Origin of the sequence: Endozoicomonas sp. ALD068 (genome assembly GCF_049310145.1) — a bacterium.
Lineage (GTDB): Bacteria > Pseudomonadota > Gammaproteobacteria > Pseudomonadales > Endozoicomonadaceae > Endozoicomonas_A.
The window spans coordinates 6,299,683-6,315,198 of the sequence record NZ_JBLYNU010000004.1; the positions used below are offsets into that span (position 1 = coordinate 6,299,683).

The window sequence follows — 15,516 nt, forward strand, 5'->3', positions numbered from 1 at the left end:
GTCTAACTATCAGACAATTTTAATAAAGTCCTTCAAATGACAGTTGAGAGGGAGATTGACTATGGATGGTCAGATTGCCAGAGGTACAAAAAAACACGTTCCTCATCCTGGCCTGCCTGATTATGGCGTGGCAGCCAAGATGGCAAAGCTGGATGTATCGTCAAAGGAAAAGCAGGATGTAGAAATCTGCTCTGAAGTAAGGTCCAGACTAAAGAGATCGCCCTCTTCGGAGACCTTGCCTGACAAAGTGAGAACCCTCTCCGCAATGCATTCCTCGCTCCAAAAGACGACTCATTCCTTCGATTTTCGTTTTGTCGAAAGTGATGACGAGGTTCGCCAACTTTTGGTTGCCAGGACCTGTGATGAACATCAGGATGTTACTGTTATTTCCCACCCCGACGACCTCTCACAGGCTAACCTGGTGAGCCGGTTGAGCATTTCTGAAGAGGGTCGCCACACTCTGAGTTCAGGCAAGCTGTTTGAAGGTTCACAGCCATTGACTCTGGTAATTGATATTCGAAAGCTTACCAGTGAAGAGCTGCCAAAATTTAACGATCTGCTGGACCCGGATAACCCTTGTCTGTACGACAAAGTCAGCCAGGAGAAGCGCTCTCTGGGCCAGCATGTCTCTCTATTGGTTCTGGCAGCCCCTGCACAGCTGGCATCGGTTGGCAGGCGTGATGATGCGCCTGCGGGCGGCGCACCCGGTGCTGATTTCTGGCGACGAATTAATCGACCGGAAAATACCTGGCAGTTCAACACACAGACTGGCCACGACCCATCAGTGGAGATCGACAAGGTACCTCCGTTATTGGCTGAACTCCCCTCTGCCGAAAGTGTTATGGACGACGACAATAGTGTTTTAATTGACTGCCATTTGCACAGCAACTGGCGACAGTTGTTGCTAGGTGGCCCCGGAGTGGATAAACAGGGGCGAATCCGGCACCTGCCCGGCAGGCTTGAGTCATTGAGGACCGGACAACGGGTGATTCTGAAAGGGGCGGATTGGGCAGATCTGGCCTTTGAGCAGACCATTCGACAGATGCTGACGCAACAGTGTTTTGAGAGCAATGGCAAGATCTGTCAGTTACCCGACGATGTTCAGTTTTATCAGATGCCTGTAGGGAAGTACGAGCTTCATTCACTGTTGCAAAGTTTGTCCCACTCTCATAACAAACAGGGTGACAAAAGACTTGATAAAGAGCAGGCACCAGCAACCCCTATACTCCTTAACGAGAGTAATATTGTTCAATGGCTGAACCCAATTGCCATCGCCCCGGAAGGCTTCGCAGTTCCTAATACCTGCCTGTTGGAACAGGTTCGTGTCGGTGGTGTCGTCACCGTAACGTCTCCTCTTACTGAGGCAGACTGGTTTTGTTTGCTGGGCTCACTGCAGACGATTCAGAAGACAACCGGCCTGGAGCCCCGGCTTCAGGTGGCTCATGCAAAAGGACAACCAAAAGCCCTGGGTTTGACAGAAAACGATAAATACCCTCTGCCCAAACCACCGGAAAAAGTCAGAAATCGCGCTGCCTTTGATACCGTGACTTATCAACGATCTGCCCAGGCAAATCATTGGATCAATGGTCTCCCGCAAGCCCCCCTGGTCATTCAGGTCAATGAACAGACCAGTTTCAGCCAGCTATTTGATAATATCCATATCACCTCAGAACAAAAGGCCCGTTTTGGACAAGGTCGGAGTGCGTTGCAGGAGGCATTAACCGCTGGCAAGCCGGTGGTATTGCGGGGGCTGGAGACTAATCCAACGCTTCAGCAGCTCCTGGAACCCTTGATTATTGGACAACCTCTGTTGGTGAATGGCCAATTACAGGCCTATCCAAAAGCTCATGTCACCCTGCTCTGGCCTGCGTCTGCAAAAAGCACGTCGTCAATAGTTAATCTGATGATCGCCAAAGGTAGCCCGTGTCTTGAGGTCGATCTTTGGGATATCAATGTCGTCAGGCATGGTATCCCACGGACTGAACTGCCAGAACAGGCGCTTTATAAACTTTACGAAGCGTTTAAAACCGTACCTGCCCGGCTTTGTAACCCACTGCCGTCAATAACTGAAGGGTTGTTAAACAATCTGATACTGGCTGCCCGGCAAGCACAGCAGGTTGACCAGTCCCTGCAACTCCTGCCCTGCCACTGGCGAAAGGCTATCAATAGCGTCATCACCCATGGCACCCGACAGAACCCGACTGTGCGTGATTTTATGAAAGTGGCTTGTTGGCAATTGTTACCGGATAAGAATCAGGCCGCCACGGTAGACCCGGATCAGTTAACGGCCATCATCAACGGTTCCCGGCGGTTGGATAGAAGGTTTGTGAGGCAAAACCTCTGGCCGCTGACCCGGGCCCTTGATCCGGCAGTCTTGACGGATAACCCGTTTGAAGGATTACAACTGTCCTATGAAAGTCCACTGCCCGGGTGGGCTCAAAAAGAAGTTCTGGACAAGGTCTGCGCCCTGATCGTGGCCCATGGGCCTGAGGAACAACGACAGGCCATGGCGTATCAGTTGAAAGTCGATCCGGAGGCAGCGAAACTTTATCCACCCTTAACCATCAGGCCATCAAGACAGATTAAACGTTTGCAGGATGCACTGGCTTCTGGCTGGCAGTTAAACTTGCCATCGGGGCAGACCCGGTCCGATGCTATTCATGCGCTGGCCAACGATTGTTTCTACATCGTCAGGACAGCCAATTCTGAAGCAGAAGGCATTGAACGCATAAAACATCGACTGTTTGAATCAATGGCATGGCAAGGTTCCACTGATATGCCCTTGTCAACTCTGGCCCGGGATCTTTATCACGGCGAGATAAGTCAGAAGGATCGTGAAAGTCGTCGATTATCCCGACTCCATGACCGGCTTACCGACTCTCCCGTTATCTTTCTGCAGGGAGAAACCGGCACCGGGAAAAGTTACTTTTCTGCCAGAATGGCCAAGACTTCAGGGCAGGCTTGGGTGCTGTCTCTTGGACCTTCTGACAGCGAACAGACCCTGATGAAACGCTGGCAGTGGCGACAACATGCCGATGGCGACCGCTCTATGGTGCAGCAAAACCGGGCACTGATGGAATGGGCCAAGACCGAATCCGACAAAGGCGGAGGCTGTGTTGGAGGAGAGTACATAACCCTGGTGCTGGATGAAGCCAATCTGGCCAAAGCCGGATTACTGGCATCATTAAACGGCTTATGGGAACCGCAACCCTGCATCTATGTGAATGGTCATCCTGTCAAGGTCAGCGAAAAACACCGGGTGATTCTCACCGGCAACCCCGATCATTACGCCGGGCGCCAAATGGACCCGGCCCTGAAAGAGAAACTGCCCAGGGCTTACTACCCTCGCCTGGATCAGGCATTCCTTAGGGACAGGGTGGTGGAACCGGCTCTGGCCAATCATTTACAAGAGCATCTGACGGAGCAGCAAATAAACGACATTGCACACAGTGCCAGCAACAGTGTGATGGCACTCTGGCAATATTATCAGGAGCTGCTGCCAGAGCATGAGTTTACTCCCAGGGATTTAACAGACATCTGCAGTTGGGTGGGCTGGTATCTGGATCGAGCTCAGCCCGCTCACGGCAGTGTGACCTGTGGGCAAATAAACAGTTTGATACAGCAAAGTTTTCGGGATGTACTGGGCCCTGAAATCACCGAAACGCATCAGGATGCCCTGTCAGCACTGGAAATCTGGTTTGCTGCTCGTTACCAACCGGAGAACACCCTGAGCGACAGAGTTCATAACAAGACCCTGTCAGATTTTCAGCAGACCTTCAGAACAGTCAGCGAAAAAATCCGACCAGACTTTGATACCTCCGGATCGGCAGTCCGTGAACTGGCGCAACGGCTTGGGCAGGATTTAAGCCGCTGTCAGCAGGCTTATCATCACGACAGAAAACACGGCGGCCGTCAGGCAACACTGATTGAAGGACCGGCTGGACGGGGCAAGGATGCCACGCTGAACCTGGTGATTGAAAGTGTCAGACAGCAGGCCGAACAACGGCAAGAATTGATGCCGGAAGTCTTTTACCTGAACGCCTGTGATTGTTCCTGGGAGAAACTGTGTGAAAAGATCCAGAAGGCAAAAGTCGATGGCGGCATAGTGGTGATTTCAGAAATGAATCTGATTGACAGCCAGTATCTGGAAGGTGAGTTAAACGACATTCTGGCCGGTGACGCCCATCCGGGTTTCCACCTGTTTGCTACCATCAACCCGCCTGAGTACAGCGGGCGAAAACCCTTATCACCGGCGCTGAAAGGGCGTTTTCGACATCTGCCCATCCGGCAGTACAATCCGACAGAATTACAGACCATTGCCGAAAAAGTGTTGCCAGTGTCCTCAGAAGGGACATTCGTCGCTAAAAAACTAACAGAAAAACATTGTCTTCTAAGGGCTCACCTGAAACGCACAAAACGACCGTTGCAACCGACCAGCCTTGATTTACAGAATGTTGCCAGGGCTATCACCAGAGGAGGCGATTTTAGCGAAAAAGCCGTTCTTCAATGCCTCAATCAGCACTACCGGCTTTATCTGATGGCCGCCAACCTATCGCTGGAGAAACTGCCCGGGCCTTCGGCTCCTGTCATGGGGAAGAATGAATTTAATTCCAGACTTTGCCAATGGTTCAATGGGACGGTATCGGACATTGATCGTCCGTGGTTGATTCGAAACAGTGATCTCAGCAGTGTTGATGAAAAAAACCATGAAATTCGTATCAAGACCCGTCTGACTGAAGAGGAAACCAGAACGGAACTCATCAGGATGGTGGCCCAGACCAGATGGCAGGCATCCGGTCTTTCCCTGAAGCCGGATCGGTCGGACGATATTCTCAGACAGGCTCTCTACAGACACTGGCAGCAACGCTGGTTCGCTGATGATTTTAGCCTTACCGAAGTGGACGCTAATAGCGTATTTCCCCTGACCAAAGAACAGGCACAAATACTGAAAATGCCGGCTTGCCAGCCTTATCTTCAGGAGGCTGATAAGCAGATACAGGTATGGAAGGCCCATGACGCTCAATGCTGGCCCGCATTTTGGCAGCAGATCAGTGATCTGTCGAACCATTGGGCAAAGGTTTTTATCAACCAAGCATCAGCTATTAGCGGTGACAGCGCTCCTGAACCCTATGATCCGGAAGTTGAGGAGAAAGAAGCACCGGCATTGGATCGAAGAACGAACTATGAGGATCAGGAGATACCGAAGATTGAACTTTGTGAAGTTTTTGATTCGCAGCATCCCCCTAAAATGTATCGCTGGCAGGCAATAGATATTCGTATCACTGCCAGAGGTGAAATCAAAAAGATCAATCTTAATGGTAAATACCTTCTGGGGGTCGAAACCCTCACACCTAAACGGTTGCCAGAGAATGACCAGAAAGTCACATTAACCGGAGATCAAACGCTGGCGACCCTTCGGGTATCGCCAAAGAATGGTCAATGTCCATTGCCCAGCCTGACGGCCAGTGACTCTATCGTGGCCCTGTGTATAGAACCTAATTTGCCATTTAAACTGATCAGGGACCACTATACCGGGCTTCATACACTGTTTATTCCTCTAGCCGCTGCCGACCAGAGTTTTCAATGTACTTATGTCGTAGAACCCGGAAAGCCGGGCAAAAAAACGGCTGCTAGAGAAGCCTTTTTTGACGTCCAGTGTTCAGAAGGCATGAGGTCCGTACTGAAGGAAATATTTGAAAACATCGGCGAACAACCAGCCAAAGTACAGGCACCGTTGCAGAAAATAATAGACGCTAAAAACATCAGGCAACGAATTAGCGCAATCACGGAATACTGCCAACAGTTCTGCGGTGCAGCTAAACCAGAAGAGAGTGAAAATTTCTTTCGATTTCTGGTAACAAATCGGCAAGGTAGCTGTCGTCATCGTGTGCCTGTTTTTGTTGCTTTTTGTCGCTATTTCGAGATTCCCAGTCGGCAAATTGAGAGCCTCAAGCACGTCTTTGCTGAGTATTCCGTAGATGGAGGCCAAACCTGGGAGTCTTCGGATTTGGGCGGGGCGCCGGTGAAGGTAACAAAAACTACACCTTTCTACCAGGCTGCCGGGAAGGCCGGGAAAGCCAGGAAGGCCGAAAAGGTCAGAAAGGCTGGTGATTTCAGCACTGAATTAAAAAACCTGTACGATGCTGACTTAGCACAACAGCAAGCTCTGACTAAAGCTTTTGGTATGAGCCCTGAGGAACTGAACAAAGCCCTTGAGACAAACAGCGCATTACCCAATCCAAGTACTTCCGAAGTTGTACAAAATCTTTGGAGGGAAAAAAATTTAGCCGGTTTTTCTATGGGTGTCTCAATATTAATAGAGACAAAAGAACTGAGCGCTTCAGAAAAGAAATTGATCGGTAATGTGCCCAACCAATATGGGAAGCCCCATAATCCGATGTCGTCGGCAGTAAGACAAATATTGTTAGACAATGATGCAGATCAGGTCATTGAACTACTCAGGTCATTGCACTCAAAAATGGTAGTTGAGGAAGAAGCAAGCCCTCTGAAGTGGTTGGGTTCAATGAATAAAATACTGCTGTACAGTGACTTAACCAACCCTTCGGTTAGACACTTTGCCAATAAAGCCCTGCAATTGGGTTGGCTAGATCCACTGTCGTTCTACAAAGAAAAAACTATCAGAGCCGGTGAACACCATCGTCTGTTGAAGAGACTTGAAGACGTCGATGAACTGAAGGTTGCAGCCACAGATTGCCTGAAAAAATGGTATCAGACCCTGTTGCACAGGGGAAAAAACAGCAAGCAATGGTGCAATTTTTATAGCGACCATCAAGAGAATAATCTCGATGCCTTGTTTATTACTCACTGTCATGATGGTTTTTCAAAATCCCTTGAAAATAAAATCGCCCACCGAGCTCTAAACAGCCGCTGGACCGACCAGCCCGGGGGCATTCCGAATATAGAACGAATGCTGGTGCATCAACCTGCTTTTGAGCAGTTGATCTCGGGCAGGGCGAACCACCGTCCGGTAATTATCGTGGGAGGCAATTTTTGGTGCAACACAGTGATTGATGAAAAGGCCGAAGTCCTGCTCCAACGAAAAGTTGAGAGCAATCCGGAATTGAAGACATTATCGGAAAAGGTCAAAAAATATAAGGCGATAGAACTGGAACGCACCAGAGCTCTGGCCGACTTGTATGAAGAAAGAGAAAACGCCCAAAAACTCAGTTTTTCTTGTTGGCAATATCAAAATAAATTAAAAGAAATCGTGAAAAAACAGCTTGAAATCGAAAGCAGATACCGACGCATTCTGGAGACCCTTGGGGTATCAAATAAAGAGAAGTCCCTTCTGAGAGGTATAGAACTCGAATACTCAGAAGCGATTCGTCAGGCCTTCAGTCGTTATCTCTATGGAGTGACACACTCAAAAGGCAGCTCTTTGACCTATTGCTGGGTCGACGCTTCCTTAGGGAATTCATGCTACAAAAACTCCTATGGTGCTCATGAGCCATCCTCACCACAAGAGCTGTATGACATGACGCGTCATATTAACAGCTCTTTATCGTTTCAGAGTTCTGTAGAGGATACCTACTTAAAGCAGGCACAAAACGCCAGTAACGCTCTGGTGATCAAATCCTGTGACTTGACCAAAATTGCCAACGAGTTTTTGCACACTGTGAATTTAAATTCGCTGTATGAGTCATTGGATACCTGATAAGTACTTAACCATTTGGCCGTGATGAGTTTTTTGAGATCGGTGATTTCCTCCAATAGTCAGGGCTGTCTCTTTAAATGGAACTTTCGTTCATTTCTAAAGTCTAAACATTAAACACTTTCAATTTAATCCTTCAGATGTCAGGAGGCGGACTATGGATGGTCGTATTTGTGGTAAGAAAATAAAGGCGCCCGTTCACGATACTGCCACGCCTGCCAACACGCCTGCCAAAAGAGCAAAGCTGGATTTACCGCTAAGTATTGCCAAGGTCACCAGTGTAACTGCCAGACTCGATAAATTGTCAATTCCGGGTGTGATGTCTGCTAAACCGAGAAGGGTATCCTCAACGGACTCATCGCTTCAAAAGATCTCTAATGCCTTTGATTTTCGTTTTGTCGCCAGCGATGACGAGGTTCGACAGCTTTTGGTTGCTACTGACGGTGATGAACATCGTGATGTTGCCCTTATTTCCCATCCCGATGACCTTTTACAGGCTAACCTGGTGAGCCAGTTGAGTATTTCCGAAGAGGGTCGCCACACTCTGGGTTCAGGCAAGCTGTTCGAAGGTTCACAGCCATTGACTCTGGTGATGGATATTCGAAAGCTCACCAGCGAAGAGCTGCCCAAATTTAACGATCTGCTGGACCCGGATAACCCCTGTCTGTACGACAAAGTCAGCCAGAAGAAGCGCCCTCTGGGCCAGCATGTTTCTCTATTGGTTCTGGCAGACCCTGCACAGCTGGCATCAATTGGCCATAGTGGCAATGCCCCCGGTGCTGATTTCTGGCGACGAATTAACCGACCGGAAAATACCTGGCAGTTCAACCCACAGACTGGCCATGACCCATCGATGGAGACCGACAAGTTACCTCCGTTATTGGCTGAACTCCCCTCTGCCGAAAGTGCTATGGACGACGACAACACCGTTGTTATTGAATGTCACTTGCACAACAACTGGCGACAGTTGCTGCTGGGCGGCCCCGGAGTGGATAAACAGGGGCGAATCCAGCACCTCCCCGGCAGGCTTGAGACATTGAGGGCCGGACAACGGGTGATTCTGAAAGGGGCCGACTGGGAAGATCTGGCCTTTGAACAGACCATGCGACAGATGCTGGCGCAACACTGTTTTGAGAGCAATGGCGAGGTCTGTCAGTTACCCGACGATGTTCAGTTTTATCAAATGCCGGTAGGGAATGACGAGCTTCCTTCACTGCTGCAAAGTTTGTCCCACTCTCATAACAAACAGGGTGACAAAGGACTTGATAAAGAGCAGGCACCAGCAAACCCCATCCTCATTAACGAGAGTAATATTGTTCAATGGCTGAACCCGATTGCCATTGCTCCGGAAGGCTTCGCAGTTCCTAATACCTGCCTGTTAGAACAAGTTCGTGCCGGTGGTGCCGTCACCGTAACGTCTCCTCTCACTGAGGCAGATTGGTTCTGTTTGCTGGGCTCACTGCAGACTATTCAGAAGACAACCGGTCTGGAGCCCCGGCTTCAGGTGGCTCATGCAAAAGGACAACCAAAAGCTCTGGGTTTGACAGAAAACGATAAATACCCTCTGCCCAAACCACCGGAAAAAGTCAGAAATCCTGGTGCCTTTGATACAGTGACATATCAGCAAGATGCTCAGGCAAATTATTGGATCAATGGTCTCCCGCAAGCACCTCTGGTCATTCAGGTCAATGAACAGACCAGTTTCAGCCAGCTATTTGATAATATCCATATCACCTCAGAACAAAAGGCCCGTTTTGGACAAGGTCGGAGTGCGTTGCAGGAGGAATTAACCGCTGGCAAGCCGGTGGTATTGCGGGGGCTGGAGACTAATCCAACGCTTCAGCAGCTCCTGGAACCCTTGATTATTGGACAACCTCTGTTGGTGAATGGCCAATTACAGGCCTATCCAAAAGCTCATGTCACCCTGCTCTGGCCTGCGTCTGCAAAAAGCACGTCGTCAATAGTTAATCTGATGATCGCCAAAGGTAGCCCGTGTCTTGAGGTCGATCTTTGGGGTATCAATGTCGTCAGGCATGGTATCCCACGGACTGAACTGCCAGAACAGGCGCTTTATAAACTTTACGAAGCGTTTAAAACCGTACCTGTTCACCTTTGTAACCCACTGCCAGAAATAACTGAAGAGTTGTTGAACAATCTGATACTGGCTGCCCGGCGAGCACAAGAGGTTGACCAGTCCTTGCAACTCCTGCCCTGCCACTGGCGAAAGGCTATCAATAGCGTCATTACCCATGGCACCCGACAGAACCCGACTGTGCGTGATTTTATGAAAGTGGCTTGTTGGCACTTGTTACCGGATAAGAATCAGACCGCCACGGTAGACCCGGATCAGTTAACGGCCATCATCAAAGGTTCCCGGCGGTTGGATAGAAGATTTGTGAAGCAGAACCTCTGGCGGCTGACCCGGGCCTTTGATCCGGCAGTCTTGATGGAGAACTCGTTTGAAGGATTACAACTGTCCTATGAAAGTCCACTGCCCGGGTGGGCTCAAAAAAAAGTTCTGGACAAGGTCTGCGCCCTGATCGTGGCCCATGGGCCTGAAGAACATCGACAGGCAATGGCTTATCAGTTGGCGGTGGACCCGCAGGCAGCGAAACACTGTCTACCCTTAGCCATCAGGCCATCAAGACAGATTAAACGCTTGCAGGATGCGCTGGCTTCTGGCTGGCAGTTACACTTGCCATCGGGGCAGACCCGGTCCGATGCCATTCAGGCGCTGGCCAGCGATTGTTTTTACATGGCCAGAACGGCGAATTCTGAGGCAGAAGGCATTGATCGTATAGTACTTCGGCTGTCTGAATCATTGAAATGGACGGTCTCCACTGATATGCCTTTGTCAGCGCTGGCCAGGGATCTTTATCACGGCGAGATAGATCAGAAAGATCGTGAAAGCCGACGATTATCCCGGCTCCATGAACGCCTTACGGACTCTCCTGTTATCTTCCTGCAGGGAAAAACCGGCACCGGGAAAAGTTACTTTTCTGCCAAAATGGCCAGGGCTTCAGGACAAGCTTCAGTCATTTCCCTTGGACCTTCCGACAGTGAACAGACCTTGATGAAACGCTGGCAGTGGCGACAACAGGCCGATGGCGACCGCTCGATGGTGCAGCAAAACCGGGCGTTGATGGAATGGGCCGGTACCCAATCTGACAAAGACGCTGAATACATTACCCTGGTTCTGGATGAAGCCAACCTGGCCCAGACCGGAATACTGGCATCATTGAACGGCTTATGGGAACCGCAACCCTGCATCTATGTGAATGGTCATCCTGTCAAGGTCAGCCTGAAACACCGGGTGATTCTCACCGGCAACCCGGATGATTACGCCGGGCGCCAACTGGACCCGGCCCTGAAAGAGAAACTACCCAGGGCTTACTACCCTCGCCTGGATCAGGCATTCCTTCGGGACCGGGTGGTGGAACCGGCTCTGGTCAAGCATTTACGAGAGCATCTGACGGAGCAGCAAATAAACGACATTGCACACAGTGCCAGCAACAGTGTGATGACGCTCTGGCAATATTATCAGGAACTCCTGCCCGACCATGAGTTTACCCCCAGGGATTTAACAGACATCTGCAGTTGGGTGGGTTGGTATCTGGATCGTGCTCAGCCCGCTCGCGGCAGTGTGACCTGTGGGCAAATAAACAGTTTGATACAACACAGTTTTCGGGATGTACTGGGCCCTGAAATCACCGAAACGCATCAGGATGCCCTGTCAGCACTGGAAATCTGGTTTGCTGCCCGCTACGAACCGGAGAACACCCTGAGCGACAGAGTTCATAACAAAACCCTGGAGGAAATGCAGCAGGCCTTCAGTACAGTCAGCGAAAAAATCCGACCAGACTTTGATACCTCCGGATCGGCAGTTCGTGAACTGGCGCAACGACTTGGACAGGATTTAAGCCGCTGTCAGCAGGCTTATCATCGCAAAATAAAACACGGCGGTCGTCAGGCGACACTGATTGAAGGTCCGGCGGGGCGGGGCAAGGATGCCACGCTGAACCTGGTGATTGAAAGTGTCAGACAGCAGGCTGAACAACGGCAAGAATCCATGCCGGAAGTCCATTACCTGAATGCCTGTGATTGTTCCTGGGACAAACTGTGCGAAAAGATCCAGACGGCAAAAATAAAAGGCGGCATCGTGGTGATTTCGGAAATGAATCTGATCGACAGCCAGCATCTGGAAGGGGAGTTAAACGATATTCTGGCCGGTGACGCCGATCCGGGTTTCCACCTGTTTGCCACCATCAACCCGCCTGAGTACAGCGGGCGTAAACCCTTATCACCGGCGCTGAAAGGGCGTTTTCGACATTTACCCATCCGGCAGTACAACGCGGCAGAATTACAGACCATTGCCGAAAAGGTGTTGCCAGAGTCCCCGGAATGGATATCAGTCGCTAAAAAGCTAACAGAAAAACATTGTCGTTTAAGGGCTTACCTGCAACAGAGAAAACTGCCATTGCAGCCGACCAGTCTTGATCTTCAGAATGTTGCCAAGGCTGTCTTCAGAGGAGGCGACTTTACCGATAAAGCACTTCATCAATACCTCACTCAGCACTACCAGCTTTTCCTGATGGCCGCCAATCTATCGCTGGAGAATCTGCCCGGGTCATCAGCTCTTGCCGTGGAGAAAAGTGAATTTAATTCCGGACTTTGCCAATGGTTAAATCGGGCAGTATCGGACATTGATCGTCCGTGGTTGATACGAAGCAGTCATCTCAGTGGTGTTGATGAAAAAAACCATGAAATTCGTATCAAGACTCGTCCAGCTGAAGAGGAAACCAAAAGGGAACTCATCAGGATGGTGGCCCAGACCAGATGGCAGGCATTCGGTCTTTCCCTGAATCCGGATCAGTCGGACGATATTTTCACACAGGCACTTTACAGACACTGGCAGCAATGCTGGTTCGCTGGTGTGTTTGACCTTACGGACGTGGACGCTAATAGCGTATTTCCCCTGACCAAAGAGCAGGCACAAACACTGAAAAGGCCTGCTTTCCAGCCTTATCTTCTGGAGGCTGATAAGCAGATACAGGCATGGAGGGCCAATGACGTTCAATGCTGGCCCGTATTTTGGCATCAGATCAGTGATCTGCCGAACCGCTGGGTAAACGACTTTATTAACACAGCATCAGCTATTGGCGGTGACGACGCTCCTGAACCCTACGACCCGGAAGTCGAGGAACAAAAAGCTCCGGCTTTGGACCGAGAAACGAACTATGAGGATGAGGAAACGCAAAAGGTTGAACTTTATAAAGTTTTTGATTCGCAGCATCTCCCTGAGATGTATCGCTGGCAGGCATGGGATATTCGTGTCACTGCCAGGGGTGATATCAAAAAGATCAATCTTGATAGTAAACACCTTCTGGGGATCGAAACCCTGACATCTGACCAGTTGCCAGGGAATGACCAGGAAGTGATATTAACCAGAAATCAAACGCTGGCGACCCTTGAGATATCACCAAAGAACGGTCAATGTCTATTGCCCAGCCTGACGGCCAGTGACACTATCATGGCCCTGCATATAGAACCCTGTTTGCCATTTAAACTGATCAGGGACGACTATACCGGGCTGCATACACTGTTTATTCCTCTGGCCGCAGTCGGCCAGAGTTTTCAATGTACTTATGTCGTAGAACCCACAAAGCCGGGCAAAAAAACGGCTGCTAAAGAAGCCCTTTTTGACGTCCAGTGTTCAGAAGGCATGAGGTCCGTACTGAAGGAACTGTTTGATAACATCAACGAACAACCCGCCGAAATACAGGCACCGTTGCACAAAATAATAAACGCTAAAGACGTCAGGCAACGAATTAGCGCAATCACGGAATACTGCGAACAGTTCTCCGGTGGCGCTGCACCAGAAGAGCATGAAAATTTCTTTCAATACCTGGTAACACAGCGGCAAGGTAGCTGTCGTCATCGTGTACCTGTTTTTGTAGCTTTCTGTCGTTATTTCGGGATTCCCTGTCGGGAAATTACTAGCCGCATCCACAGCTTTGCCGAGTATTCCGTGGATGGAGGCCAAACCTGGGGGGCAGTGGATTTGGGCGGGGAGCCCATGGACATAATAGAAATTACACCTGACCGGCAGTCTTCCGGGGAGGTCGTAACGTTTAGCACTGATTCAAAGATCGGGGATCTGATTAAGAATCTCCTGAAAGATGCTGACTCAGCACAACAGCAAGCTCTGGCTGAAGCCTGTTATAAGAGCTTCGAGGAACTGCAAAAAGTCCTTGAGACAAACAGTACATTCCTCGATACATATCTAAGTACTGGCGGATTGGTAGAAAATCTTTGGAAGCAAAGAGATTTAGTCGCTTTTTCTATGGGTGTCTCGATCTTGATATCTATGGGTGTCTCGATCTCGATCTCGATCTCGATCTTCTCGACCTTGATAGAGACAAAAGCATTGCGCCCTTCAGAGGAGCAATTGGTCGGTGATGAGTTCGACCACTATGGGAATCCCCTTGATCGGATGTCGGATGCAGTAATAAAGATATTGATGGGCCATGATGCAGATCAGGTCATTGAACAACTCAAGTCATTGCACTCAAAAATGATTGTTGAGGGCGGAGCAAGTCCCCTGCAGTGGTTGGCTTCAATGAATAAAATACTGCGATGCAGTGACTTAACCATCCCTTCGGTTATTCACTTTGCCAAAGCAGCCATGCAATTGGGTTGGCTAGATCCACTGTCGTTCTACAAAGAAAAGATTATCAGGGCCGATCAACACCATTATCTGTTGGAGTCACTTGAAAAAGTCGATGAACTGAAGGTTGCAGCCACAGATTGCCTGAAAAAATGGTATCAGACCCTGTTGCACAGGGAAAAAAATAGCAAGATATGGTGTGATTTTTATAGCCACGAAAAGAATGAACGCGGTGCCTGGTTCATTACTCACTGTCATGATGGTTTTTCAAAATCCCTTGAAAATAATATCCCCGAGCGATCTTTACAGATCCGCTGGACCGACCAACCCGGGGGCATTCCGAATGTAGAACGACTGCTGTTGCGCCAACCTGCGTTTGAGCAGTCGATCTCGGGCAGGGTGAACCACCGTCCGGTATTTATCATGGGAAATATTTTATGGCACAACACAGTGATTAATGAAAAGGTCGAAGCTCTGTTGCAACAAAAAGCTGAGAACAATCCGGAATTGAAGACATTATCGGGAAAAGCCAAAAAATATCAGGCGATAGAACTGGAACTCAACAGAGCGCTGGCCGACTTGGGTAGTAAGCGAGGTCAAATTGAATTAGAAGAATTCAAGAAAAAACAGCTTGAAATCAAAAGCAGCTACCAACAGATTCTGGAGCCCTTTAAGCTATCAATTAAGGAGCAGATCCTTCTGGAGAAATCAGAAAAAAAATGCAAAGAGGCGATTTATCAGGCCCTCAGTCATTACCTGTATGGAGTGACACACTCAAATGGCGGCTCTTTGGCGTATTGCTGGATCGAGGCTTTCTTAGGGTGTTCCTACCATACAGACTCCTATGGCGCTCATGATCCATCTTCACCAGAAGAGCTGTGTTGTATGTTGTCTTCAATCCAAAGTAATTCTCTGTTAATTCAGTCTCTTAAGGATGACTACCTACGACTTGCACAAAACGCCAATAACGCTCTGGTGCTCAAACCCACTGAGTTGACAAAAATTGCCGACGAGTTTTTGAACACTGTGAATTTAAATTCGCTGTTTGAGTCATTGGATACCTGATAACCAACTGGTTAGGTACTTAACCATTTGGCCATGATGAGCTTTTTGAGATCGGTGATTTCCTCCAATAGTCAGGACTATCGGAACTTTTTTCCAACCCTAAGGTCAAATT

General features: G+C 49.3%; 2 protein-coding genes. Both read left to right on the plus strand.

What is annotated here, in order from left to right:
* Positions 1-61: 61 nt before the first annotated feature.
* Positions 62-7,675, plus strand: coding sequence for an AAA family ATPase (locus tag ACO6V5_RS23115; RefSeq protein WP_422442458.1), 7,614 nt, complete (start codon positions 62-64; stop codon positions 7,673-7,675).
* 154 nt (positions 7,676-7,829) lie between these two features.
* Positions 7,830-15,404: an AAA family ATPase gene (locus tag ACO6V5_RS23120; RefSeq protein WP_422442460.1), complete on the plus strand. Its 7,575-nt coding sequence runs from the start codon at positions 7,830-7,832 to the stop codon at positions 15,402-15,404.
* Positions 15,405-15,516 lie beyond the last annotated feature (112 nt).

What these genes read in the sequence shown, in the direction of transcription:
- ACO6V5_RS23115 (WP_422442458.1), top strand. Translation starts at nt 62, where the DNA reads ATGGATGGTCAGATTGCCAGAGGTACAAAAAAACACGTTCCTCATCCT.
- ACO6V5_RS23120 (WP_422442460.1), top strand. Translation starts at nt 7,830, where the DNA reads ATGGATGGTCGTATTTGTGGTAAGAAAATAAAGGCGCCCGTTCACGAT.